At 45.2% G+C, this 25,470-nt stretch carries 16 protein-coding genes and 1 pseudogene; 10 read left to right on the forward strand and 7 right to left on the reverse strand.

Features of this window, described 5'->3' with window-relative positions; all coding sequences use genetic code 11:
• Nucleotides 1–29: 29 nt before the first annotated feature.
• On the reverse strand, nucleotides 30–1,304 hold the full coding sequence (locus DUN60_RS17005) for an amino acid deaminase (protein WP_114634455.1): 1,275 nt from the start codon (nucleotides 1,302–1,304) through the stop codon (nucleotides 30–32).
• A 176-nt stretch (nucleotides 1,305–1,480) separates the two neighbouring features.
• Here DUN60_RS17005 and DUN60_RS17010 point away from each other — a divergent pair, with 176 nt between their 5' ends.
• The 6 genes from DUN60_RS17010 (at nucleotide 1,481) to DUN60_RS17035 (ending at nucleotide 9,490) form a co-directional block, all read left to right on the forward strand.
• On the forward strand, nucleotides 1,481–2,914 hold the full coding sequence (locus DUN60_RS17010; protein ID WP_114634456.1) for an N-acyl-D-amino-acid deacylase family protein: 1,434 nt from the start codon (nucleotides 1,481–1,483) through the stop codon (nucleotides 2,912–2,914).
• Nucleotides 2,915–3,053: 139 nt separating this feature from the next.
• Nucleotides 3,054–3,446 carry a RidA family protein gene (locus DUN60_RS17015; protein WP_004732497.1) on the forward strand — a complete coding sequence of 131 codons (393 nt, stop codon included), beginning with the start codon at nucleotides 3,054–3,056 and terminating at the stop codon, nucleotides 3,444–3,446.
• Nucleotides 3,447–3,651: 205 nt separating this feature from the next.
• Nucleotides 3,652–5,166, forward strand: coding sequence for a sodium:solute symporter family protein (locus DUN60_RS17020; protein WP_114634457.1), 1,515 nt, complete (start codon nucleotides 3,652–3,654; stop codon nucleotides 5,164–5,166).
• 130 nt (nucleotides 5,167–5,296) lie between these two features.
• Nucleotides 5,297–6,244 carry a sugar kinase gene (locus DUN60_RS17025; RefSeq protein WP_114634458.1) on the forward strand — a complete coding sequence of 316 codons (948 nt, stop codon included), beginning with the start codon at nucleotides 5,297–5,299 and terminating at the stop codon, nucleotides 6,242–6,244.
• 19 nt (nucleotides 6,245–6,263) lie between these two features.
• Nucleotides 6,264–6,899 carry a bifunctional 4-hydroxy-2-oxoglutarate aldolase/2-dehydro-3-deoxy-phosphogluconate aldolase gene (locus DUN60_RS17030; RefSeq protein WP_017084927.1) on the forward strand — a complete coding sequence of 212 codons (636 nt, stop codon included), beginning with the start codon at nucleotides 6,264–6,266 and terminating at the stop codon, nucleotides 6,897–6,899.
• 140 nt (nucleotides 6,900–7,039) lie between these two features.
• Nucleotides 7,040–9,490 (forward strand): family 20 glycosylhydrolase, encoded by a 2,451-nt coding sequence (locus DUN60_RS17035; protein ID WP_114634459.1) that lies wholly within the window; start codon nucleotides 7,040–7,042, stop codon nucleotides 9,488–9,490.
• Nucleotides 9,491–9,611: 121 nt separating this feature from the next.
• Here DUN60_RS17035 and DUN60_RS17040 read toward each other — a convergent pair whose 3' ends face one another.
• Nucleotides 9,612–11,681 carry an ATP-binding protein gene (locus DUN60_RS17040; protein ID WP_114634460.1) on the reverse strand — a complete coding sequence of 690 codons (2,070 nt, stop codon included), beginning with the start codon at nucleotides 11,679–11,681 and terminating at the stop codon, nucleotides 9,612–9,614.
• A gap of 208 nt (nucleotides 11,682–11,889) precedes the next feature.
• On the opposite strand from DUN60_RS17040, the gene DUN60_RS17045 reads away from it, so the two are divergent.
• The 4 genes from DUN60_RS17045 to lhgO all read left to right on the forward strand — a co-directional run bounded on the left by DUN60_RS17045 (nucleotide 11,890) and on the right by lhgO (nucleotide 18,199).
• Nucleotides 11,890–13,233, forward strand: a complete 1,344-nt coding sequence (locus DUN60_RS17045; RefSeq protein WP_114634461.1) for a sigma-54-dependent transcriptional regulator — start codon at nucleotides 11,890–11,892, stop codon at nucleotides 13,231–13,233.
• A gap of 318 nt (nucleotides 13,234–13,551) precedes the next feature.
• Nucleotides 13,552–14,565, forward strand: coding sequence for a TAXI family TRAP transporter solute-binding subunit (locus tag DUN60_RS17050; protein ID WP_010432072.1), 1,014 nt, complete (start codon nucleotides 13,552–13,554; stop codon nucleotides 14,563–14,565).
• Between the two features lie 213 nt (nucleotides 14,566–14,778).
• Nucleotides 14,779–16,956 carry a TRAP transporter permease gene (locus tag DUN60_RS17055; protein WP_016767107.1) on the forward strand — a complete coding sequence of 726 codons (2,178 nt, stop codon included), beginning with the start codon at nucleotides 14,779–14,781 and terminating at the stop codon, nucleotides 16,954–16,956.
• A 25-nt stretch (nucleotides 16,957–16,981) separates the two neighbouring features.
• The gene (gene lhgO, locus DUN60_RS17060) at nucleotides 16,982–18,199 is read left to right on the forward strand and encodes an L-2-hydroxyglutarate oxidase (RefSeq protein ID WP_114634462.1); all 1,218 of its coding nucleotides are present in this window, start codon (nucleotides 16,982–16,984) and stop codon (nucleotides 18,197–18,199) included.
• Between the two features lie 127 nt (nucleotides 18,200–18,326).
• Here lhgO and DUN60_RS17065 read toward each other — a convergent pair.
• The 5 genes and pseudogenes from DUN60_RS17065 to DUN60_RS17085 all read right to left on the reverse strand — a co-directional run bounded on the left by DUN60_RS17065 (nucleotide 18,327) and on the right by DUN60_RS17085 (nucleotide 25,392).
• Nucleotides 18,327–19,100, reverse strand: a pseudogene (locus DUN60_RS17065) (ADP-ribosyltransferase).
• 15 nt (nucleotides 19,101–19,115) lie between these two features.
• Complete coding sequence (locus DUN60_RS17070; protein WP_114634463.1) at nucleotides 19,116–19,865, reverse strand: ADP-ribosyltransferase; 750 nt, start codon at nucleotides 19,863–19,865, stop codon at nucleotides 19,116–19,118.
• Nucleotides 19,866–19,877: 12 nt separating this feature from the next.
• On the reverse strand, nucleotides 19,878–22,475 hold the full coding sequence (locus DUN60_RS17075; protein ID WP_114634464.1) for a hypothetical protein: 2,598 nt from the start codon (nucleotides 22,473–22,475) through the stop codon (nucleotides 19,878–19,880).
• 199 nt (nucleotides 22,476–22,674) lie between these two features.
• On the reverse strand, nucleotides 22,675–23,127 hold the full coding sequence (locus DUN60_RS17080) for a methyl-accepting chemotaxis protein (protein WP_114634465.1): 453 nt from the start codon (nucleotides 23,125–23,127) through the stop codon (nucleotides 22,675–22,677).
• Nucleotides 23,128–23,835: 708 nt separating this feature from the next.
• Nucleotides 23,836–25,392, reverse strand: a complete 1,557-nt coding sequence (locus DUN60_RS17085; RefSeq protein ID WP_114634466.1) for a M28 family metallopeptidase — start codon at nucleotides 25,390–25,392, stop codon at nucleotides 23,836–23,838.
• Nucleotides 25,393–25,470 lie beyond the last annotated feature (78 nt).

The raw sequence follows: 25,470 nt of genomic DNA on the forward strand, positions 1-25,470 counted from the left end.
CGCTGATTCTAGCTTATTGAAAAATCGAACTAGAAGCAGGTTTCTACCCATTTGGTCACCTGATGTTCGTCATCGCTGATGGCAATGTAGCGCCATTTGTCGAAGGTTAAACACGGGTGTGAGGTCGAGAAAGCAATCATGTCGCCCACTTCAATTTCAGAAGAACCATCGGTTTCAACAAAGGTATGTTGATCCATCACGGCAGTAGAGGTTAAGCCTTTCACTGATATAGCTTCACTGTTGCGATAGGCGCGCTCGGCAATCGGTAAACCCGCATCAAAAGCCACATCACGCTTGCCTAGCCCAACCACTAACTTGGTCGGCTCTGGACGAGAGATCACATACGCCCATACCTCAAGTGCCGATTCTAAGTCACCACCCAATTCGCACGCGTAGCCTTGGTTTACTTGGGCGCGTTGCAACACCTTGCTTTGTGCGTCTAGGTAAATACCTGTGTCGTGAATGGCATAACAGCCCGGGCGGATAATAGCCAAGTAATCAGTTAGGTTCGCCAAGCATTCTGCTACCACATCATACCAAGCAGAACCTGCGCCAGTGATGATAGGTTGTCCTGCAATTAGGCCATCTGATGCAAGGCTTTCGACCGAAGTGAGCACCTGATTTAAGAAGGTACGAATGTCTTGTTCTGCATTGTCACCGTGAATCACACCCTCGTACACCTCAATACCTGCCAGCGAAAGGGCAGGTATGTCATGGATGGTTTGAGCCAGTTCTAGAACTTCTTGTGGTGAACGACACCCACAACGACCACCCGGTACTCCAAACTCGATCAGTACTTTTAGCGTCTGCTTTGTATTGGCGAAATATTGGTTAAGTTGCTGCACGTTTACTGAGGAATCCACACAACAATAGAAATCGACATCAAACTCGTGAATAAGTTGTTCGATGATCGCCATGTTGGTTTTGCCCACCAATTGGTTAGCCATGATGATGCGTTTTGCACCCGCCATAGCCGCAATTTCGGCCTGAGCAGGCGTCGCGACTGTAATACCCCAAGCGCCGTTTTCTAGTTGTTGGCGGAAAAAAGCAGGAGTCATGGAGGTTTTGCCATGTGGAGACAATTTAACCTGGTGATGATCAGCGAAAGATTGCATCCAATCTAGGTTATTGGTTAATGCTGATTGTTTGATAACTGCAACCGGAAGTGAAACATCTTCATCAACCAGTCGATAAATACCGTTCTCAGATTGTGATATTGCTCTCCCTTTTTGGCCTTTTTCAGTCAAGATAAAACTATCACTTTGATACTTTATAACATCTTTTTGTGCCGAGTTATGTTTCATTGCTAATTCCTAACATGATTTAAGTTGTTGTTATTTAGTGTTTAAATATATCCACAATCTGTTTTGTGGTAGAAACTATCACACAAATTAAAATATTATGTGTGTTTTGTCACTGAAAATAATCGGCTGGATTTTTAATATAGCTCCATCAACACAGTGGATTGAGAGAGTGAAAAATGTTGTTCGATACGATAATCAAAAATGTAGAGGTGTTTGACGGCACCGGCGAACAATCGTTTTGTGCCGATGTAGCAATCCTTGATGGAAAAATCACCGAAATTGGCAAAATCGATCATGAAGATTGTAGCCAGTTGGTTGAGGGAGCAGGCTTAGCATTGGCTCCTGGGTTCATCGATGTACACACACACGACGATACCAACGTAATTCGTTACCCAGATTGTTTACCTAAGATTAGCCAAGGTGTCACAACCGTGATTGTTGGTAACTGTGGCATCAGCGCATCGCCAACGGTTTTGGCGGGCGATCCACCTGACCCAATGAATCTTTTGGGCGCGCAGGCTGATTTCAAATACCCAACTTTTTCAGCGTATGCACAAGCAGTAGAGCAAGCTCAACCCGCAGTCAACGTAGCAGCATTAGTCGGCCATACGACATTGCGTAACCAAGTGATGGACGACCTGCAACGCACTGCAAGCGAAGATGAAATCGCAGCGATGCAAACCAACCTTGATTTGGCGATGGAGCAAGGCGCATTAGGTTTGAGTTCGGGTTTGGCTTACGCAAGCGCGAAACAAGCGAATGCCAATGAAGTGATGCAGTTGGCGAAAGTGCTTTCTAGTCACGGCGGCATCTATACCACGCATATGCGTACCGAATTTGAAGAGATCTTAAGCGCGATGGAAGAGGCGTTTGAGACAGGACAATACGCGAAAGTGCCCGTTGTTATCTCTCACCTTAAATGTGCAGGTGCGGGCAACTGGGGCAGAACCGTTGAAGTTCTTGATTTGATGGACAAGGTTTCTGAGCACCAAGATGTGTCTTGTGACTGCTACCCATACTCAGCGAGCTCTTCGACATTAGATTTGAAACAGGTGACAGACGATTTCGACATCTTCATCACTTGGTCTAAAGCAAAGCCAGAACATGCAGGAAAAACGCTTAAGCAGATTGCTGATGAGATGAACCTACCGTTGATGGACGCAGCAAAAGCGCTTCAACCAGCAGGTGCAGTTTATCACTGTATGGATGAGAACGACGTAAAGCGCGTTTTGAAATACAAGTTAACCATGGTCGGCTCAGACGGTTTACCTAATGACCCGCATCCACACCCAAGATTGTGGGGCACCTTCCCGAAAGTGCTAGGTCACTACTGCCGAGATGAAAAACTGTTCTCGTTGCCAGAAGCGATTCACAAGATGACCGGAATGTCGGCTCAGCGTTACAACTTAGCGGGCCGAGGCGAAGTTCGCTGTGGTGCCTTTGCCGATTTAGTTTTATTTGATCCAAAGAATATTAAAGACACAGCAACATTTGAAAATCCTATTTCAGTTGCTGAAGGAATAGAAAGTGTATTTGTAAATGGTGAGTTAACTTACCAGCAAGGAAAAGTAAGAAATAATCGTTCAGGCGTTTTTATTTACCGAAACTAGAATTTAAATTATTTATTAAATTCAGGTGATTATAAAAACGGCGAATTAATTTAAATATATTGGAATAGAAACTGTTTTATTTATAAAGACAATGTTATCTATAAAGCCAATATTATCTATAAATAAGTGGAGTTAAAAAATGACTATTAAACGTTACGGTGTTGAAGGCGGTACAGGTACAGGCGGACAACATTTACCATTTGCACGTGCAACTGAAGCAGGTGGTTTCCTATACGTTTCTGGCCAGACACCGATGACAGATGGTGAAGTGGTTGAGGGTGGTATTGTTGACCAGTCTCGCCTAGCGATCCAAAACTGTGTCGATATCATGACTGAAGCGGGCTACGGCCTAGAAGACGTAATGCACGTAAAGGTTGTGCTAACGGATTCTCGTTATTTCCAATCTTTTAATAAGGTATTCAAAGAGTTCTTCGGTGCTAATCCACCGGCTCGTATCTGCATGGTTTGCGACTTAGTTGTAGACGTGAAGGTTGAAGTAGATGTGACTTGCTACCGCGCCGATCGCGGATAGTAATAACCTAATCACAATTACCTACTTAGAGAGTATTAGGGGTTAGTTATCCCTGTTATTATCCTTTAATACTCTCACCCTACATTTATAAAAATTACTTTAATTAAAAAAGATAAAATCAATAAAGTAATTATATGAAATATAAAATGAATGAATCATAAATAAAGTTCAGGAATGAACTCAATATTTCACTGAGAGGTGTCAAATGAACAGCACACTTTTTCTTACAGGCTTCGGCGTGTACGTATTATTTTTAATTTGGTTAGGCTGGTTTGTCTCGCGTAACCAAAAATCTGGCGAAGATTTCTTATTAGGTGGCCGTGGCCTACCTATGTTCTTAGTACTTGGTACAACAGTAGCGACGATGGTTGGTACGGGTTCTAGTATGGGTGCGGTTGGCTTCGGCTACGCAAATGGCTGGGCAGGTGCTCTGTACGGTATTGGTGGTGCGATAGGCATCCTATTACTTGCACTTTGGTTTGCTCCGGTTCGTAAATTGAACTTCATGACCATGAGTGAAGAGCTGGCTTACTATGTTGGCGCTAACCGCATCGTGAAAAACGTTGTAGGTGTACTGATCTTTGTCGCTTCAATTGGTTGGTTAGGCGCGCACATTCTAGGTGGCGGCATGTACTTAGCGTGGATTGCGGACATCGATCTTAACCTAGCGAAAATCATTATTGCCGCGGCATTCACTATTTATGTGGTGATCGGTGGTTACACTGCGGTTGTGTGGACCGATACCATTCAAGCTATCATCCTTTTTGCTGGCTTCATCTTGATGGCTGTCATGTCAGTCGATTACATCGGCGGCATGGATAACCTTTACGCTGCCATGGAGCCTGCTGCTACGAGCTTTTTAGCAATCGATAAACTGGGTCTTCTGCCTGCTGTGTCTCTGGCTGTGGTTATTGGTGTTGGTGTACTAGCGACGCCTTCATTCCGTCAACGTATCTACTCGGGTAAAGACGTATCAACCGTTCGCCGCTCATTTGTTGCATCGGGTGTGTTGTACCTTTTCTTCTCAATCATCCCTGCAATCATTGGTATGGCAGCACATGCCATTGATCCATCATTGGATAATCCGAACTACTCGTTCCCTTATGTTGCAGCAACGGTTCTTCCGGTTGGTGTTGGCATGATTGTTCTTATCGCGGGTCTTTCTGCAACCATGTCGAGCGCAAGTTCAGATGCGATAGCTGGTGTGTCTATCCTACTTCGTGATGTTTACGTGATGTTTACTGGTCGCGTACCAAACAAAGAGTCAATGGTGAACTACTCTCGCTTGGCACTGATTGTGGTGATTGGTTTTGCACTGTTGTTCGCACTGACGTCAAACGACATCATTGGCTACATCACGAAAATGATTTCAACCGTAATGTCGGGCATGTTTGTGTGCGGTATGTTGGGTCGATTCTGGAAGCGTTACAACTGGCAGGGTGCGCTTGCTACGCTAGCGGGTGCATCTGTGGCTTCATTTGTTGTAATGCTAAATGCAGACTACACGGCTTTCTGGGGCAACCCTGTGATTCCTTCTTGTCTAGTGGCTCTAACGGCTGGTGTGCTGGTAAGTCTATGTACTCCGGCTAATCAAGTAACACCAGAAATGGCGAAAGCAATTCTTGATGACGAGCGTGCTCTGATGGAAATGGAATTGTCAGACTCAGGTGTGCTTGAAGAAGAAGCGTCTTCTCAACGTCCTGCAAATCAAACAAGCTAATCTAAAACGCTCCACAGCTAGTTAGTACAACAGATTCAGTACAACAAGTTGTGGAGTGGTTTAGCTAGCTCAGGCTCTACTTCTCGGTAGGGCCTTCTTCCCCATTTATCTCTCTATTTTAGGATCTGCTATGCCTGCATCTTCTAACTTCAATATTGCTTTTTTTGGCGAGTGCATGGTCGAAATCAGCGGCTCTCCATTAACCAAAAAATTCGGCGGTGACACGCTCAATACCGCGCTTTACCTTTCTCGCTTAACCCAACATCAAAACCTTTCTGTGCACTACGCGACAGGTCTTGGTTGCGATGAACTGTCTCAAAATATGATTGATAGCTGGCAGCTAGAGGGTATTCAAACCAATTTCGTTGAACGCATTGCGAACAAGCTTCCTGGACTCTACATGGTCGAAACCGACGAGACAGGCGAGCGACATTTTCATTACTGGCGCAACGACGCGGCAGTAAAGTCTTACTTCCGTGCTAATGACTTGAACAAGCTTGAAATCGCCCTGACAGAGAAACAAGTCGATGCGATCTACATCAGCGGTATCAGCATCGCGATCTTGGATGATGCCTCTCGTGAACGCCTATTCAAAGCCATTAGCGTGTTCTCAAACCAAGGCGGCAAGGTGATTTTTGATAATAACTATCGCCCGCAACTTTGGAGCACTGAACAAGCTCAACATTGGTACGCCAAGTTACTGCCATTGGTAGACATCGCCTTGATTACCGAAGACGACGATCTGCTTGTCTGGGGGAACTCAGAGAGCGTTCAACAACGCTGCCTTCGTTTGGGTTGCCAAGAGATCGTCATCAAACGTGGCTGCGAGCCATGCAAGATTGTTCAAGTTGAACAGGGCAACATTATTGAGAATTATGTCTCAGCAACTCGTGTTTCTAACGTGGTTGATACCTGTGCTGCGGGCGACTCATTCGCTGCGGGTTATTTAGCTGCGCGTCTTACTGGCGAGAGCGCCACCGACGCAGCCGAACTTGGCCATCAACTGGCTTCCATCGTTATTCAATACTCTGGCGCAATCATCCCCGTGAGCGTTATGAGCCAACTGATTAAAAAATAAAATAAAAAGCGGAATTATTATGTCTCAAGAAATGATCAACAAACTTAAGCAATTTAAAGTTATCCCTGTTATCCAAATCAACAAGGTTGAACACGCGATTCCATTGGCAAAAGTGTTGGTAGAAAACGGCCTACCAGTTGCTGAAGTAACATTCCGTACTGAAGCGGCAGCAGATGCGATTCGTGCGATGCGCGATGCGTACCCAGAGATGTGTATCGGTGCCGGCACAGTATTAACGCCAGCCCAGATCGACCTTGCGAAAGAGTCGGGCAGCGAATTCATCGTAGCTCCGGGCCTGAACCCAAATACCGTAAAACGTTGCCAAGAAATCGGCATGCCAATCGTTCCGGGCGTAAACAACCCAAGCCAAGTAGAGCAAGCGCTGGAACTTGGCCTTAACTTCTTGAAGTTCTTCCCTGCAGAAGCGTCTGGCGGCATCAACATGGTGAAATCTCTGTTAGCGCCATACGTTGATGTGTCTTTGATGCCAACGGGCGGTATCGGTAAACACAACGTCAATGACTACCTAGCCGTCGATCGCGTGGTGTGCTGTGGTGGTACTTGGATGGTGTCGCCAAAGATGATCGAGAACGAGCAATGGGATGAGATTGCAGTATTGGTTCGTGAAGCGGTCGCTCTTGTTAACGAGCAATAAGCTTGTGCGCTCATTCGTTTTTTAACAGGCGACAAGCTTTCGAATCAGAGATAACGAGCAACAGCAGTGGCTGATGGTTCTGTTTTGTGAATCGCCTCCGATAAACAAAATAGAACCGTATTTATATAGGAAAACTAATAATGAAAAAAACTATATTATCCCTATTGATTTCAGGTTCAGTAGTGTCCCCAATGGCGTTAGCAATGGCTCCAAATACCGATCTAAATTTAATGCCGTATCCACAAACGGTCGAGCTGCAAGCTGGACAAGTTAAGGTCGACGGTAACTTCAAGGTTTACATCAAAGGCTTTAACTCTGACCGTGTCGAATATACGGCGAAACGTTTTATTGATCGCCTTGAGCGTCAGACGGGTGTGCCGATTCTAAATTGGCAGGTTGATAGTGCAGACGAAGCGAACCTGATCATAGATATCGACGCAGCACCAAAGTCTGAAATACAAAATATCGACTCTGTAGAGTCCTACAAAATTACCACTCAGGGTGAGCAAATCACGCTGAGCTCTCCAAGCCCATACGGTACGATTCACGGGATCGAAACCCTTTTGCAGCTCGTTGAAACCACGGCGACTGGCTACCATATTCCTGCCGTAACCATTGTTGATGAGCCTCGTTTCCGTTGGCGTGGTGTTTCCTACGATACCTCTCGTCACTTTATTGAATTTGATGTGTTGATTCGTCAGTTAGATGCGATGGCTTCTGCCAAAATGAACGTGTTCCATTGGCACTTCTGGGACGACCAAGGTATCCGTATTCAAACGGAATCTTGGCCGCGTCTGTGGTCTGAAACTGCCGATGGTAACTACTACACCAAAGACCAAGTTCGTTATCTAGTCGAGTATGCTCGTAACCTTGGTATTCGTGTGATTCCTGAAGTCTCCTTGCCGGGTCACTCTTCTGCTGTAGCGCATGCTTACCCGCGCTTGATGTCGGGTGGTGAAGGTCAAAGCTACGAACAAGAACGTGGCTGGGGCGTATTTGAGCCATTGATGGACCCACTTAACCCTGAGCTCTATGAAATGCTGGGCGACGTGTTCGACGAAGTGACAGAACTGTTCCCAGATGAGTACTTCCACATTGGTGGCGATGAGCCGAACTATGCGCAATGGAAAAACAGCGAAAAGCACCAAGAGTTCATTGAAGAGAACAACATTGATGGTGAGCGCGGCTTACAGTCTTATCTCAACGTAAAAGTTGAAAAGATGCTGGAAGAGCGCGGCAAGAAGATGACGGGTTGGGATGAGATCTGGCATAAAGATCTGCCAACTTCTATCGTGATTCAGAGCTGGCAAGGACACGACAGTATTGGTCGTGCGGCGAAAGAGGGCTACCCAGGTATTCTGTCTACCGGTTACTACCTAGACCAGCCTCAGCCAACCAGTTACCACTATCGCAATGACCCAATGCCAAGCGGTATCACTGTTGACGATAAGCTGCACAGTGGCGAGAAATTCGTGACGTATCAATGGGAAAAGCCTCGTTCAAAAGGCGGCCCACGTAAGGGAACACTGACTATCATTGAAGCGAAAGACGGGACTTTCCGCGCATTCAGTGATTACAACGGCAAGTCTCGCGAAGAGATCTTCATCCTTGATTATGTGCCGGGTGAAACCTTTGTTGGCCACTTCGATAACTTCATGTCGTACACCGAATTTAACCTAAACCTGAATCCAAAGGGTTTTGCCGAAGGCAGTTACCAACTGGTGGGTAACGTGCGTTGGCCAACCACAGGTGAAGTGATTGCGAGCAGTGATGTTGAAGGCAGCGTGATTCCTGAACCTAATGGCGGTTACCCTGCTGAATTAACCGACAAAGAAAAAGAACTTATCCTAGGTGGTGAAATCACCATGTGGCTAGAAAACAAAGACAGCCACACGGTCGAAAACTATTTATGGCCACGCAGCTATGCGATTGCAGAGCGCTTCTGGTCTGATGCAGAATTGACGGACGAACGCAGCATGTACAAGCGCATGAAAGCGATGGATACATGGTCTGAAGTGTCAGTTGGCCTACGTCATCATGCGGATGCGGACATGCTGTTAAAACGTATTGCGAAAGGCCAAGATATTCACGACCTGCGCGTGCTTGCGAAATACACCGAGCCAGCACAGTACTATGCACGTAACTGGGAAAAGTGGAATTCTACTGAACCTAAGGGCACTTTATACAGCCAATACGAGCGCCTAAATCGCTTTGTTGATGCGCTGCCAGTAGAAAGCTACGCTGTGTATGAGATGCAAGATTTGGTCAACGAAGTCGCGACGGGTAATCAACAAGCGCTTGAGCAACTTGCTCAGCATTATCAGCAAGCAAAAGCGGCTGCACTCGCGGCTAAAACTGTCTTCTCAGGTAATGTGTCTTCGGTGGAGACTGTGGTTGTCGCAGAGAAAACGGCGGAAGTAGCAGACTTGGCGTTAACCTTGATTGCTAAAGCACAAGTAGGTGAAAAAATTCGAGCATCAGACGCGAAAGCCTACCAAGCGATATTGTCTGAATCAGCGAAAATCTACGATGAATCAATCATCGCGATTGTTCGCCCGACAGAGCTCTTTTTGAAGCAGTTAGCGCAGTAAGCCGTTAACGGATTAACGAAGTAAGTCACACGCCAATAAGTGAATCAAAACCGCCCTCTGTGGGCGGTTTTTTAGTTTTAGCTTCTCAATCGGATGTGAATTCTAAACTCTATGTAAGCGGCTACTTATTCTCACTATCAATATTCTGCAGTGTTAACGTGAATGTCATACCTTGGTCTGGGTTATTTTTTGCTATCAAGGTGCCTTGCATATCCCGCACATTGTTTGCTGTGATGGCCAAGCCGAGACCCAAACCTTCGCCCATTTTTTTGTTGGTATGGAAGGGTTCAAAAATGGTTTCGAGTTGGTCTTCTGACACGCCACAGCCATTATCTTGCACCTTGATGATCACACGTTGTTGATCGGTATGTGCGCTGATAACAATGGTCGCGGGTGTTTGATTTTGAGTCGCATCTACGGCATTTCTGATTAGGTTGCCAAGCACTTGACGAAGTCGCGCCTCTTCTCCCATTACCATCGAAATATTAGAGGCGACACGTATGCGAATATCGACGTTGTCTAATTCGGCTTGATGAATTCGTAGGGTTTCTTGCAGTGCTTCGGTGAGTGAAACTGGATAGGGCTTCTCAAGTCTTTTAAAGGCGAACGACTTCAATTGACTGGTCATGTTGGCCATTCTGTCGATGAGGCTCATCACTAAGTCCATGTTCGCTTTCAACATCTTGGTCTCGCCTCTTTCCATCAGTAGTTGATTACTTGAAAGCAGGGTTTTTAGACCAGTAAGCGGTTGATTAAGCTCATGAGTGATCGCACTCGACATCCGCCCTAGTGCGGCAAGTTTGCTTGATTCAACCAGTTCTTGTTGTGCGTCTTTGAGGTCTTGTGTTCGCTCTTCTACACGTAGTTGAAGCGTTTTATTAGCGTTTTGCACTGCAATTTCTGCTTTTTTGCGCTTACTAATATCGATCACGGTACACAGATAATAAGTGGTCGCATGCCAAGGAAAGGCACTTATAGAGAACAGTACCGGAAAGTAGCTACCATCGCTGCGCCTTGCCATGGTTTCGACGCTGGTTATTTCGGCCAGTTCTTGGTGTTGCTCTAGGTTCTGAAGCAATTGCAAGGTGGTTGAATTTGGATTGCCTGCCTCAAATAACTGCCAAGCTTTGATGTTACTGATCATTGAATCGGATAGTGAGAAGTAGTTCTTGGCCATGAGGTTAATATCATGGATATGACCATGTTTGTCGATCAGCACTAGCCCAACGTGCGTTTTATTGATCATCCCAGACAGACGCTTTTCCGACTCTTCGATGAGTTTTTGTATTCGTAAATTGCTGAGCTTTTTCTGACGTCTTTGATAAAGAATAACCAGCAATAACAGAATGAACAGACAACCTACCGCGACGCTCCAACTTATCCAACTTGTGGTTTGGTTTAGGCTGGTTAACGGCGTTAGGTAGGTTAAGCGCCAATTGAGGTCGTCTAACTTTATGGATTGAATAAGGTAATCTTTATCTTTCAGTCGCCATACTCGAATGTGGGTTTGGTCATATAGCTCACGCTTTGTAGCGAGCGGTTGTGAAGTGAAATTTTCATTGAACCAATCTGCATTCAATCGGTGATCACTCGATAGAAAAAACTGATCGCGAGGGTTTTGAAACAAGATGGCTTCACCATCGGCAAACCATTGGTCGATCAGTAATGATAAATCAATTTGTACTGCAACAATGCCTACCACATCGGATGCTCGATAAACGGGTGCAGCAATAAAATAATCGGGTGTGACGCCTTTATTTTTGGTTACTAGGGAGATCGCACCGCCTTGCTGGTGGATCTTGGACACAATAGTGCTGGCGCTTTTTTTACTGAGTTTGTTCCTTTCTACGCTAGAAACAAGCAAATCACCGTTTGCGGAAAGTAGATACCATCCTTTGGTGTTAGCCGCTTTGTCTAACTGAATCAGCTGTTTTTTAATGTGTTTTTGGAGGCGAATGTCACCATCAATAAAACGCACGCTGGTTTCATCGTTCGTCACGAGATAAGGCAAATAGTAAAAACGTTTGAGCGTTCGTCTTGCTTCGGCAATGTATCCAAGGAAGCGCTGTTCTGCGTAACGCTGAGCTTGTTCTAGCTTCCATTGGCTTATGCCACTTTTGGTGGTTACCTGAACTAAACCAATCAATAAACAGGCAAACAGGAACAACCAATATCGATTTTTGTTAACCATTCTTGATTAAATCCTTTTTAAATTATTGAGTTGAAAAGCTGCGTTTTATTACCACATGGAAGGTTGAATCTGGAACAAATTGAAGCTAGCAAACATTATAAAACTGTTAAAGGAGTGTTATTCAAAGTGGGAGCTAGCTCCTTTTAGTCTGCGGCTTTTTTACATACCGTGGTCGATATTATTTAGGTGTAAGCGATGGGAAGAGATCATGCAACGTATTGCTTTGATTGAAGATGACGCAATTGTGCGTCAAGCAACCAGCCAATGGTTGCAGTTGGCTGGCTTCGATGTCACCGCATTTGAGGTTGGACAAGACGCGTTAGATGCGGTCGTGGAAGGTGATTTTCAGACCATCATTAGCGATGTGCGCTTACCTGATATTGATGGTGTTGAACTGTTAAGTCGCTTTAAAGGTTTGGTGCCAGAAGTACCTGTTATCTTGATCACCGGACATGGTGATGTCGATATGGCCGTTAAGGCATTACAGCAAGGCGCGTATGATTTTATAGAAAAGCCGTTCGATCCAGAGCGTTTGTCTCAAACGGTATCGGAAGCGGTAGATAAACATCAAAGTGGTCAAGATAGGATAAATCGTCAAAGCTATTTGGATAACCTGAAGGGCATTGAACAAGTTCTGATTGGCCGCAGCAGAGTGATGTGTGCATTACGAGAACAAATACAAAAAGTCGCTTCAATTGATACCAATGTGATCATTTATGGTGAAACTGGCTGTGGGAAAGAGCTCGTTGCCTCTTGTTTACATAAATTTAGCCAGCGTAAACCTCATCCTTTTGTGCCACTAAACTGTGGTGCGATTCCAGAGAATTTATTTGAAAGCGAGCTGTTTGGTCATGAAGCCGGGGCATTTACTGGTGCTGCTAAACGACGCATTGGTAAGCTTGAATTTGCCGACAAAGGTACGGTCTTTCTTGACGAAATAGAAAGTATGCCGTTGTCGATGCAAGTCAAAGTGCTACGTACTTTACAAGACAATGTTGTTGAGCGTGTCGGTGGTAATCAACAGCAACATGTTGATTTAAGAATAGTTTCAGCTTCGAAATGCGACCTTTTAAATCATCCGGACTTTCGCCAAGATCTTTTCTATCGTTTGAACGTTGCTCAACTGCATTTACCTCCCCTTAGTGAACGAGAAGACGATGCTCTTATCCTTTTTGAACACTTCACTCAAGAAGCGAACAGCGAAACCCGAGCGGCCAGTGAAGCCGATCGCTATGCCTTGTTGTCGTATGCATGGCCGGGCAATGTGCGTGAACTGCGTAATGTTGCGATTCGTTTTGCGCTGGATGAAAGCCTGACCGTTGGTGATATTTTGGCGTGTCGTCCTAATTCTGTCACAGAGTCCACAACGGCAGGCATCCCGTTGGCGGTTCAAGTGCAGAGCTTTGAACGGAAAGTGATTCATGATGCGCTAGTGCGTTATCAGGGACGCATCAATGATGTTATGCAAGACTTGGATTTACCTCGTCGAACATTGAACCAAAAGATGGTGCGTTATGGGTTGAATCGAAGTGACTACGTCGATTCTCAATGATCGGTTTGACAGTCGTGTTTATTGGATATTGATGAGCAATAAATGGCTCATCGTATATTTATCACTTTATAAACACTGATCACATAAATATAACATGATGTGACCTGACCACCTTTAAGGGGATGTTAACTGCGGCTTTGGATAAGCAAAAAATAGCTTACTCATTAGTAGTGAAATAAGCAAAAAACGGCTTATTTTAAATAGGTTTTAAAATAAAAGTAAATTAAAACAAATGGTTAAAAACTGGCATTGCGCTTGCTATCTAGTGATTGTTGTTAACAAAAATATAACGTGAATAACCCTACATGGAGAGTAACAATGAAATACAACAAGCTAGTTAAAACTTTAGCGATAGCAATGGCTTCTCTTGGCCTTATCAGTAATGCGTCAGCTGAAGAAGATCGCAGCTATATTTTAGCGACGGCCTCAACGGGTGGTACTTACTATCCGGTAGGTGTGGCCTTAGCGACATTGAGTAAAGTTAAGCTTGCGCCTAAGCAGCACTTTTCTTTAGCGGCTATCAGCTCTGCGGGCTCGGGTGAGAACGTAAAGTTGTTGAACGAGAACGAAGCTCAGTTCGCCATTCTACAAGGTTTGTATGGTGCTTGGGCTTGGCAGGGTTTGGGGCCATATGAGAAATCTGGCAGACAAACTCAACTGCGTTCAGTTTCCATGTTATGGCAAAACGTTGAACACTTTATTGTGCGTTCAGATCTAGCAAAAACAGGTACGGTAAGCGATCTAGAGAACCTAAACGGTAAGAAATTCTCTATCGGTAAGAAGAACTCTGGGACTGAAAACTCAGGTCGTCAAATCATGCAAGGCCTATCCGTGGACCCAGAACAATTTAAACTCGCCTTTATGGGTTACGGTGGCAGTGCGAGCGCATTACAAAATGGCACAATTGACGGTATGAACACGCCTGCTGGTGTTCCTGTTGGTGCGGTGACGCAAGCCTTTGCAGCACTGGGTGAAGATATTCAAATCTTGTCGTTTACCGATGCACAAATCAAACAAGCGAATGGTGATTATAATATCTGGACCAAGTATGAGATCCCAGCAAACACTTATCCAGGTGTCGATAAACCAATTACTACGATTGCCCAACCTAACTTCCTAGCGGTTCGTGAAGACATTTCTGAAGAAGATGTGTATCAACTGACCAAAGCTATCTATGAAAACCTACCTTTCCTACAAGGTATCCACAAAGCAACCAAAGCAATGGCACTTGAGAAAGGGATCGCAGGCCTTCCTGTTCCGCTTCACCCTGGTGCTGCTCGTTACTATAAAGAAGTGGGTATAGAAATCCCTTCTGAGTTGATCGTCGACTAACTCTTTGTCTTCGATTAGCCATTTATCTTTAACTCGCTATTTGGCGTGAACTGAATATTCGCGTTAATTAATTGCTTGGTGCGTTTTCATCTGTTTCGGCTACTTTGTCTGATTTGACCGTCTCCGACTCGTTCGATTATTTGAAGTGAAAACGCACCACCTTACTTTATGGATTTTCTCTGCGCGTTTGGCTGTGGAGAGCAGGAGTTTTCTATGAGCGATTCGCTGCAGCAGGAACTGAAAAAATTCGAATTGCCTACCCGAACAGATTTCCCTTGGGTAGGCAAAGCAATAACGACAATGGGAGTGATACTCTCCCTCCTACATATTTGGTTTAATACCTTATCTACCTTGCCAGAGCTTTGGATTTCGGCGACGCATTTCGCTGGTTTCGCAATCATTTGCGCACTTTGGTATCCCGCCCATGTATCGCTTAAAAAAAGCAAAATAGCATTAGCTATCGATATTGGGATTGCCTTGGCTGCTTTAGCTTGCCTTATCTACATTCCCTTTGCCGAAGATGCGTTGTATGACCGAGGCGTAAAATTTATCGCCAGTGATTGGTTTTTCTCTATCTTGGCGATTGCCATCGTCATTGAGCTGATTAGACGCACTATGGGCTGGTTCATTCCAGTGCTTATCTTAGTGTGTTTAAGTTATGTAGTGCTTTGGGGACAATGGACCAGCGGTATTTTTCATTTTCCGGGTTTAAGCCTAGAGACGTTACTTTATCGAAGCTTTTATTCATCAGAAGGGATGTTTGGTTCGATCTCAAGAATCAGTTGGACCTTCGTGTTCATGTTCATCCTATTTGGCGCATTTTTAGTTCGATCTGGTGTCGGCGACTACATTATTGATGTATCCCGTGCCGCGGCGGGTAAAGTGATTGGTGGCCCTGGTTTCATTGCCGTTATTGGCTCCGGCTTGATGGGCTCTGTCTCCGGGTCGAGCGTAGCAAACACAGTATCGACGGGCGTGATCAGTATTCCCTTGATGCAAAAGGCAGGTTTCCCTTCGCGTTTCGCGGCAGGTGTTGAAGCGGCTGCATCCACTGGCGGGCAGTTGATGCCACCTGTGATGGGTGCGGGCGCGTTCATCATGGCCTCTTACACGCAGATCCCTTATGTCGATATTATTGCGGTTTCCTTTGTTCCTGCGCTTATCTACTTTTTGTCAGTGGCCTTTTTCGTGCGTATTGAAGCGAAGCGTAGTGGTGTACAAAAGGTGACCTCTGGCTGTGAACCTTTGTTAAAGGTATTGCTATCGGGCTGGCACAACCTGATCCCATTGGCCGTGTTAGTGACTTTGCTCGTTCAAGGCTTTACGCCGACTTACGCTGCGGGTATTTCGATTCTTTCTGTGGTGGTGGCATCATGGTTCTCTAAAAATCACAAAATGGGACCGAAAGCGATCATTGAAGCTTTGTCTCAAGGCGCAAAAAACATGGCGACAACGGCTGTGTTACTAGTTGGTATTGGTCTAGTTGTTAATGTCATTAGCACTACGGGAATTGGTAACACCTTCTCTTTGATGATCAACAGCTGGGCGAATGGCGAGTTACTGGTGATGATTGCGTTGATCGCACTGGCGTCTTTGATTCTGGGTATGGGGTTACCAGTAACGGCGGCTTATATTGTGTTGGGAACATTGTCTGCTCCTGCCTTGTATAAATTGATTGCTGAAAGTCAACTGCTCGACTTGTTGGTGTCAGGGCAGCTTCCTGAGCAAGCTAAAGCCATCTTTATGTTGGCTGCGCCAGATAAGCTTGATCTATTGAACGCACCGATGGCGTTGGAAACGGCGAAAGAGATGATTGCGTTAGTTCCTGCTGATTTTGTGGAAACTCTGCTTGAACAGAGCCTTGGCTTAGAAGCTATCAGCCTTGCACTGCTTTCGGCTCACTTAATTATTTTCTGGTTATCGCAAGACAGCAACGTGACTCCGCCTGTTTGTTTAACTGCATTTGCGGCTGCAACCATTGCTAAAACACCCCCGATGAGAACGGGCTTAATGGCATGGAAGATCGCCAAAGGCTTGTATTTAGTACCATTGTTGATTGCCTACACTAACTTGGTAAGTTGGGATGTGGCCTCCGTGTTAGTCACGGGTGGCTTTGCTGTTATTGGTACTTACGCGTTTATCGCGGCGATTGAAGGTTATTTAGAGAGCGAAGTTAATATTATTACTCGAGTAGTGTTGGTTGCGATAGGTGTAGCTCTAGTATGGCCTGATGTTTCAGTCGTGATCCGTTTGGTATGTGTTGCCATTTTTGTTGGTATCTTCATCTACAGCGGTCGTAAATACGATGCAAATCAAGTGAAAAAGGAATCAGAAAGTGAGGAAAAAAAGTTACCTCAAACCGGATCTAACACTGTCGCGTCTTCCCTATAATTAAAGGATTGAATGTAGGAATATTATGAACTCAACATACGACTATATTATCGTTGGTGGTGGCATTGTTGGTGTGTCGACGGCATGGCAATTACAGCAAGCTCACCCTGATAAAAGTATCCTTTTAGTCGAAAAGGAGCGTGGCTTCGCGCAGCACCAAACTGGCCATAACAGTGGTGTGATTCACGCTGGCGTTTACTATGCTCCAGGCAGTTTAAAGGCGGATTTCTGTAGGCGTGGCGTCGAGCGAACTATCGCCTTTTGCAGCCAACACGATATCCCTGTCGAAAACTGCGGTAAGTTGTTGGTCGCAACCAATGAGCAGGAAGTCGAGCGCATGAATGCGCTCTATCAACGTTGTCATGATAACGACATTGATGTCGATTTGTTGGACCAAGCGCAACTGAAACTTGCCGAGCCTAACATCACGGGCTTGGGCGCGATTTATGTCAAAACCACCAGTATCGTCGACTACAAAAAAGTGACCGAAGTAATGGCTCAAGAGTTTGTTGAGACGGGTGGCAAGCTCAGTCTAGGCACAGAAGTGATCATGGCGGATGAGCAAGAAGATGAAGTGCAGTTAACGTGCAAAGTAGATGGTCAAACTCTACAACTGAACAGTCGATTCTTGATCACGTGTTCTGGTTTGATGGCCGACAGAATGACCAGCATGCTTGGCATTGAAACCGACTTTCAAATCGTCCCTTATCGTGGTGAGTATTATCAGTTGGACGCGAAACACAACCAGGTGGTGAATCACCTTATCTATCCGATCCCTGACCCAGAACTGCCTTTCTTGGGCGTGCACTTAACACGTATGATCGATGGCTCGGTAACGGTAGGGCCAAATGCAGTTCAAGGTTGGAAGCGAGAAGGTTATGGCAAGCTGAACTTTAGTTTTAAGGACACTTGGCAGATGCTGAGCTTTTCGGGCTTTTGGAAAGTGACTGCGAATAATCTGAAAACCGGTTTGATCGAGCTTAAGAACTCGTGGTGGAAGCCGGGCTATCTAAAATTGGTCAACAAATATTGCCCGAGCATTACGGTGTCAGATTTCAAACCTTACCCAGCAGGCATACGCGCTCAAGCGGTGCTCAAAGATGGCACCTTGGTTCATGATTTCCTGTTTGCCGAAAGCCCAAGAAGCCTGCATGTGTGTAATGCGCCATCGCCAGCAGCGACCTCTGCAATGCCGATTGGTGAATACATTTGTGGCAAGGTGATGCGTAAAATCGCCAGTTAATAGCGCTAGATTAGCGAATCTCAGTAATAAAAAAGACCATCGTTTCGATGGTCTTTTTGTGTTTAATCGTTCGTTAAGAACATAATCTGAGAAGACGGTGCATTACGCCATAGACGAGTGCATCACACTACAGGCAGTAGAGGGAACTACGATTTCTAAGGGAGACTTCTTCACCATTAAAGCTGTCGTATATATGGATATCGGGTTCAGCTTTAAGATAACGACTAGGGTTCTTTACCTCTCTCATCTTGATGTAGTTTCTGTGTGGCGATATCTTTTCAATCGCTTCTACTCGATAGTAAGTGTTGGGTTTAGCGAGTATTTCAGCTTCATCCGGTTTGAACGTGTAAGCATTGATCGCTCGACCTGCTGACTTTTACTCAATTTTGAATTGAGCTGCAGAGGCGCCTTCGTAAACGCCGGCCGACGAAAAGTTTTTGGCAACACTCGGTAATGTCGATGTCGATAAAAAGGCTTTCTCGTGCAGAATATCACCAACATTTAGCTTATCCAGTAGCGCATTTTTTATCGATGAACCACGGTAGACTGTGCCCTTGTAGTTAGGGAGTTTATTCATGACATTTTGCATATGAAAGACTCGCGACTTTAATGTACGGCCAAACATTTCAGACAAATACCCTTCAGGTTCTCCCGCCCGCATGTATTCATTGACCACATCGTGATCAACTCGGCCATAGTTTTTGATTGCCGAATACTCCTCAGGCACCATCTTTTTTTCTGCGTTGACATGATGAGTGGTAGCCCAGTCCATTAAGTTATCAGCAATTTGTTGCTGGGTTTCATGGGAGAGTGAACGCCCTTTAAATTCGGCAAACTCTTCTCCGTACGCTGAGTAGCTTGCCAGTAAAGAGAGACAAAACATCCAAAGTATTTTTTTCATTGTTAGCTCCTTGGCTTATTTGCAAATGAGAGAATGCCAAAATGGCATCTCTACTTCTTCACCTGAAAAGAGGTTGTACGTACCTTCACTTTTCATAGAGGAAGAACTGATTCTTTCAACTCCGATATAGGTGGAGCCCGAAGTTCGTTCTATCTCCGTAATTCGAAAGTGGGCGTTGGGAGCAAACAAAACCTCTGCCTCGTTACTGTATTCCGAAAGCCCAGCTATGGTGTGCCCCCCTTTACTGACCTTGACCTCAAAGACGACTCTTTTTAATTGGCCTGGTGAGCTTGGTGGCGCAGCCGTAAAACGTCGTGCTACCTCCGGAATGGTTGTCGTCGAAGTAAAAGCAGGCTCGATCAAGATATCTCCGACTTCGACTCGATTGAGTAGCGATTGTTTTACCCAGCTACCTCGGTAGGCGGTACCTTTGTATTTCGGTAGCTTATTGAGCGCAGATTTGACCGTGCGGATATATTGTCGAGCATCGACGCCTGCCACTCCCCAAGTCGACGTTTCTGCAGCTCGTAGATAGTCATTGGCGATCAGGTAACCAGAAACGGAAAAGTCCTCTATGGCTTCTTTCTCCGCGGATGTCATTAGGGTATGACGCCAGCCATTTGAAGCGTTTGACCAGTCTTTGAAGTCTTGTGCCAGTTTCGTAATTTCTTCTGGCGAGCGCCCCGGTTGCTTTAGCGAATCAAAGGGCTGAGAGAAGCTAGCAAAACTCAAACAACAGAGAAGTAATAAAAAACGAATATTCATAGTGGTCGTCCTTTATTGGTATCGGTAGCTGTTAGGGCTTAAATCACATGGAATGCCGAAAGTATTCTGGTTGATTACGGCAGACTGAAGTGCGCTAAACATATTAAGTTGTTGTCGAGTGACTGCGTCGTACCATTCAGAGAGCGGTGAAAGCCAGTACAGATCTTCATCTGCTGCAACATCAAGTAGTGCGCTCTTGAGATACGGATAGTAAATCATGCAGCTACGGCCGGGTTGATTGGTAAAGTTTTCGTTGGTGTTACTTAATTTATCGAGCTGTTGATTGAGTTCAGACGTTGGGTTAAAGATGGCGTCAATAGAGCGCTCGATACGGGCATCATAACTATCAGGGATTATGTCTGAAATCAGGTAACGCATTAGGTGCGCGGGTAGCATCTCTGAAAATAGAGCGGTAACCTCTTCTTCCCCAGAGGCGTAATGCCCCGTAGAGATATGTTGTGAGTGGATGACCGACGTGTAACGTTGGAATTGGCCCACTTGGGAATGTAACCACTCAATACCGTTGCTGTCTGAGACGCTTATCGCCTCCGCAAGTCGAGTTTTCACTATTCCTTTAGCCAGTTGTAGCGTATTACCTTGCAGGTCCGTAATGTCTAGCGATGAAGACTTGAGTGCTGAGTAAATTAATGGCGCGTTAGTTTCGAGATCGGCACTACCTGGATAAGTAAAACTAAAAAATTCTACTGCTTGCTTGGCCTGCCATTCGCTTGCCAGCGCCACAGCGATGAGGCTTTCGAGCTTTTGATAACGCTTTGAGTGTACATTTGCGTATTTGTCCGAATAGTTAGTATGCCAATTGTTGATGTAATGCAGCGACGATTGACGTGATAGGTTCACTGTTTGTAGGTAAGAAGGGCTCCAGCCTGCGCATGAACTGCCACCTGTACATTTACCTCCTAGTTGCGCGGTTGAATCTAACAGCCAATGATAAACCTGCTGTTTATCGAATTCGGCTTGTTTTTTTAGGCGCTGCTGTGCCGAAAAGTTCAAGATCTGTTGCTCTAACCAATGCTCCTCGTCTTCGGAGTTCCAGCCATCTGCAATTAAGGTGCTTAACGTATCGAAAAGAACTCGCTTCACCGCTTCTTTATTCGGCGGGTAGATTTGCGCAATAACCGTATCTTCAGATGGATTAAACGGGCGAGTTTCCGCTGGTATCCAAGCATATTCGACACAGCCACGAAAATTCGGGTCTCCTCCGAGAATACCAATACGAACGCACTTTCTGTAACCGCTTTGGAGAACAATTTCTTTGTTGCGTATTTCTTGTGACGTTGCTGGGCGTCCTAGAATACTGCGTGTCATTTCGTCAATGGCATTGCGCTCAGCTTGCGCCTTAAAGAAGTTATGCATGGTCTCTACAGAGCCTGAACGGAATAGTCGTTCAACGGCGATTTCGCCTTGTGTAAACATCTCTTTTTGCAACTTACTCTTGAGCAAATTGACATGGTTGTCCGCGGTTTCAATGATCTGCGTCTTTGCTGCTAGCGTTCGGGTATAAAGTTGTTCCACAGCGGCTTGGTCAAGCCCTGGAATTTGTCCTGCTCGTAAGGCATCAAGTTTGGTAATCGCTTCATCCAATAGTTGCTGCTGGCAGTGTTGGAGTTTGGCAAGAGCTCGATTGGCTTGGCGTTTTGACGGCACCGCTGGTGGACGGTTATTGTTTTCTTCAACATCTTGTTGAGGGTACAGTTCTGCCAATGCTTGGGCTTCTTCGTTACAGCTTAAGGCAATGCCTGATGCGAAAAGGCGAGAGCCTTGATGATCGACTGCAAGCTGGCTAAAGAGGGTTTTGCGCAGTTCATGCTCGACACCTGTAATCAGCTCTTCTGCCATGATGGTTTGAGCTTGAACGACTTCTTGATAATGCAGTTGGTATTTGAGTGCAAGATCGGTCGCGAAGCCTTGTGCTACTGCGTTTAACATGGCCTGCTGTTTGGATGAGAGTTCAGCCCAATGGTTTTTGTCTCTTAGATCTTGCTGAGTAATCAGGTCATCATGAACGCGATAACTATAATGGTCACCCGCCGCAATCCTATCCCAACGGCTACTCAATATTTGACGATCTATTTCTCTGGCTGGAAGCTTTAATACGCCAAACCAATCGACTAACTCCATAACGGTGGCAAACCTATCATAAGAGGTGCGTGATTCGTCTTGAAAGCTATTGGCCACGTCATTTGCCCAAAGGCCGACCGCAACTGCATCACCAATTGGCCCCAAAGCTTCTAACGTGCCTTTTGCCAGGCTACTGGTCGAACGCCCTAAGGTTTCCATTAATCGTGTCGCTTCTACCGGTTCAATTGCAATCGCCGAGGCTGGCCCTGTATCCAGTAATGTGGCGGTTTCTGGCAAAATATCACTGGCTTCGGATAGAGATGGTTTTAAGTCGATAATGTGTTCCGGCACCGATGGGAAAAGGTTTTCAGGGGTAATGCCATCACTAAATGCATTGTAATTTTTTTGACGGATTTGGTGGAAGCTTTCGCTATCTAAGACGTTATATTCGTCTCCAATCTTACAGATTTCAAAAGCGCCGGCGCTAGATGAAATCATGGCCGAAATGAGCGCTAATCTATTTAATTTCATAGAGTTATCCTTATTGTTTGTGGAGTTGTTTGCTTATTTTAGAAAGCAAAAAGCCTCTCCTTGCCAATATGGCAAAGAGAACGCTAGGGATTTAGTTTGTTGGTTGATGCGATAAATCGTTGAATCAAGCCTCCTTAGAGGTGGCTTGATTGTTTAACTTCGATGTTGTCAGTAGGGGGGCTGCTTCTCCTACTTAGCGTTAAATGAACACTGGTTTTAACTGTTTAGTTTGAACGTGCTCACCGCTTGCGTGAGCCTTGTGATGGATGTCCGCAAGACTCTGATTAATCTCTCCAGCGACAAGCGTTTGCTCTACCGTCGCGGTGGTTATTTGAGCCTTCATATCTTCAATAGTGGTGATTGAGTTGCAGGCCTCGTGTTGAAGTGAGGTGATAACTTCTTTAAGTTTGGTGGTAATTTGTTGAGTACGGTTAGCGAGATGGCGAACCTCATCGGCTAAGATGGTAAAGCCAAGTCCTTGAACACCAGCGAGTGCAGCTTCGATGGGGGCATTAAATTTGTACCCCAACGGTTTTCTATTACTTACGGTTGACGATTTTTTGAAATTCTTCCAATTCAATAAGCTCGTCGTCATGATTAAAATGACAGTTAATCCCGTAAAAGAAATAATGTTTTTTAGTTTATTACTCATAACTAATCCCAATATAAGTAGTGTTTGATTTGTATAATTCAGGGTTGTCCCTGTTGAATTGAAAACAAAACTTATAAAATGTACATATAAACTCGAATAATTTATAGATAATATACATCCGTTTGATATATGCAATATTTATTATATGTATTGGTTGTCTTCTTTTATGATTATGTGGAGTGCTGGATTTAATTGAACCAGTTCTTCCCTGTGCCGCTAATCGGGTCTTACTTGTTGTTTTTGTTGGCTATGTCTTTGTTATTGCTTACTCCGTTTTTAGTATTTATCCTCTTTTATTACATGGGTATGATGTTGAGCCTCGTTAAATAAGTAATTAAATGAGCGTTTGTGATATTATATTTAAATAGACGTTTGGATTTGGGCGATAGGTATTTGTTTAACGGGTTAGAGAGCAATAGAATAAGCATTAACTAATTAAGTGAACGCTTTATTATTCGTGTTGGTTATTTATAGAATTGAATATAAGGTAGGCGTGTTGGGAGTAAGGGATTAAAGTTCCTTAATTAAAATATAATCTCTTATTTATATTTAGGGATGCTTAATTAGCTTTTGGTGAAGTAACTATTTTCATTTACATCTACATCTACATCTATGTTGCCACTGACAAAAAACGCAGCCAGTCAGCTGCGTTATGTTTTTTGCCTAAGTGGTTAGCCAATTGGTTGGCCGAGTAAACCTAGTGATTAGTTACAGCCAATCCGGCACAAAGTTAGCGACGATGGTGACATCGTTAAAGTTACGGTAGCCGCGCACCATGATGTTGAATTCCCCCGCTGGCATGTCTAATACACACTGTTCGTTGCTGCTGTTCTGGTATGGACGACAATCGTAGCTTGCTTTCGATACGGTGCCATTGTGTTTCACGTAAAGGTCGGCATCGCCACTACGAGGGCCTGTCATGGTTACGGTTAACTGACCAGAGTACTCCGTTGTTACGGTAAAGAATTGCTCTTCACCGTAACCAGCGGATAGCCCTTCTACAGGGACGTCATATTGAAGTTCTGCTGGCCCTGCAACGGGCGAATCAAGGCTGGTTTCGACAAGGTAAGCAATGGCCAGTTTGGCGAACTTGGTCGCGTGTGTCGCCGTAGGATCGGAGTTCTCAAGCGTGTCGTGCTGGGTATGAATACTTGGGTTGTAATCATTGAACATGCTCTCGAATGGCATGGCGGCTGGGTAGCCAACATTGTGCCAAGAAGCGTGGTCAGAACAGGCATAGCCACAATCATCGAAACCGTAACTGATCTCATTAGCGTAAGTGTCGATCAGCTCGCTCAAGTAGGCGGTTAAGTTACTGTCGGTATAGTCTGTGATGAAGGTAATATCGTGCGCTGAACCGTTGTAGTTGGTCATGTCTAATTGCAGTACCGACACAACGTTTGCTTGTTCGTCTCTTAATGCATTGGCGACATCTTGTGAACCACGTAGCCCTACTTCTTCTGCAGCATAACCATAGAACTTAATGGTTTTGTCTGGCTGAATGCCACTGGCGATCATCAGGCGAAGCGACTCTGTTACCGTTGCAATACCAGACGCATCATCATCGGCTCCCGGTGAGATGGTGCCTTCGCTTGTCCAAGATCCAACGGTCGAATCAAGGTGTCCACCAACAACGACGATCTCTTCAGGATATTTAGTGCCAAGCAGTGTCACTTCAACGGATTTCTGTGGGTATTCGGCATGCGTGATCTGGCGTGCAGACGCATACGGTACGTCTTTAATTTCTGATTCCCAACGATCTAAAAGCCAATCTGAAGCAGCGACACCAGTAGAAGTAGTATAAAAACGGTTAGTGAAGTTGGTTAGATTTTCAATGGTCGTGACCATGTTGTTCGGCTCGACCTGAGCGAGTAGATCGTTCACTGTGTCTTGATGGCTGATCACCGGCTTTTCGAAGGTGTTCATTGTCAGTGGCATCGCTGCGGCTTTGAGTGCACTTGCTTTGTCTTCGTGCACCATGTAGCCACCACAACGGTGGGTTTCTTCATGCATGTGGCTGGATAGTTTCGCCAGCTCTTTCTGGTTGATTTTCGCGACGATGGAATGCTTGTTTCCGGTCACGCTTGGATAAACTGTTGCGCCATGTTGAGTCATTATATGCTGTGCGTCAGCATCGGTGGTGATCCAAACTTCTTCGTTCGCTGGTGGTGTGATACCTAGGGATGCGTAAGCCGAAGTACTGTTGATTAAGGCTAAAGAACCTCCGAGTACAGCCAAAGCTAGCATGCTTTTTTGAATAGCCATTTGTCGTCCTTTTTATGGTGAGTATTGTTGTGTTGATTGGTGTGAATTTTGTTTAGTGCGTGGATGTTTTTGTGTCGA

Source organism: Vibrio splendidus, from assembly GCF_003345295.1.
Taxonomy (GTDB): Bacteria; Pseudomonadota; Gammaproteobacteria; order Enterobacterales; family Vibrionaceae; genus Vibrio; species Vibrio splendidus_K.

Coding starts and splice junctions, on each gene's coding strand:
- DUN60_RS17080 (WP_114634465.1), bottom strand. CDS start 23,127: ATGAGTAATAAACTAAAAAACATTATTTCTTTTACGGGATTAACTGTC.
- DUN60_RS17050 (WP_010432072.1), top strand. CDS start 13,552: ATGAAATACAACAAGCTAGTTAAAACTTTAGCGATAGCAATGGCTTCT.
- DUN60_RS17010 (WP_114634456.1), top strand. CDS start 1,481: ATGTTGTTCGATACGATAATCAAAAATGTAGAGGTGTTTGACGGCACC.
- DUN60_RS17040 (WP_114634460.1), bottom strand. CDS start 11,681: ATGGTTAACAAAAATCGATATTGGTTGTTCCTGTTTGCCTGTTTATTG.
- DUN60_RS17015 (WP_004732497.1), top strand. CDS start 3,054: ATGACTATTAAACGTTACGGTGTTGAAGGCGGTACAGGTACAGGCGGA.
- DUN60_RS17020 (WP_114634457.1), top strand. CDS start 3,652: ATGAACAGCACACTTTTTCTTACAGGCTTCGGCGTGTACGTATTATTT.
- DUN60_RS17035 (WP_114634459.1), top strand. CDS start 7,040: ATGAAAAAAACTATATTATCCCTATTGATTTCAGGTTCAGTAGTGTCC.
- DUN60_RS17045 (WP_114634461.1), top strand. CDS start 11,890: ATGCAACGTATTGCTTTGATTGAAGATGACGCAATTGTGCGTCAAGCA.
- DUN60_RS17075 (WP_114634464.1), bottom strand. CDS start 22,475: ATGAAATTAAATAGATTAGCGCTCATTTCGGCCATGATTTCATCTAGC.
- DUN60_RS17055 (WP_016767107.1), top strand. CDS start 14,779: ATGAGCGATTCGCTGCAGCAGGAACTGAAAAAATTCGAATTGCCTACC.
- DUN60_RS17005 (WP_114634455.1), bottom strand. CDS start 1,304: ATGAAACATAACTCGGCACAAAAAGATGTTATAAAGTATCAAAGTGAT.
- lhgO (WP_114634462.1), top strand. CDS start 16,982: ATGAACTCAACATACGACTATATTATCGTTGGTGGTGGCATTGTTGGT.
- DUN60_RS17070 (WP_114634463.1), bottom strand. CDS start 19,865: ATGAATATTCGTTTTTTATTACTTCTCTGTTGTTTGAGTTTTGCTAGC.
- DUN60_RS17085 (WP_114634466.1), bottom strand. CDS start 25,392: ATGGCTATTCAAAAAAGCATGCTAGCTTTGGCTGTACTCGGAGGTTCT.
- DUN60_RS17025 (WP_114634458.1), top strand. CDS start 5,297: ATGCCTGCATCTTCTAACTTCAATATTGCTTTTTTTGGCGAGTGCATG.
- DUN60_RS17030 (WP_017084927.1), top strand. CDS start 6,264: ATGTCTCAAGAAATGATCAACAAACTTAAGCAATTTAAAGTTATCCCT.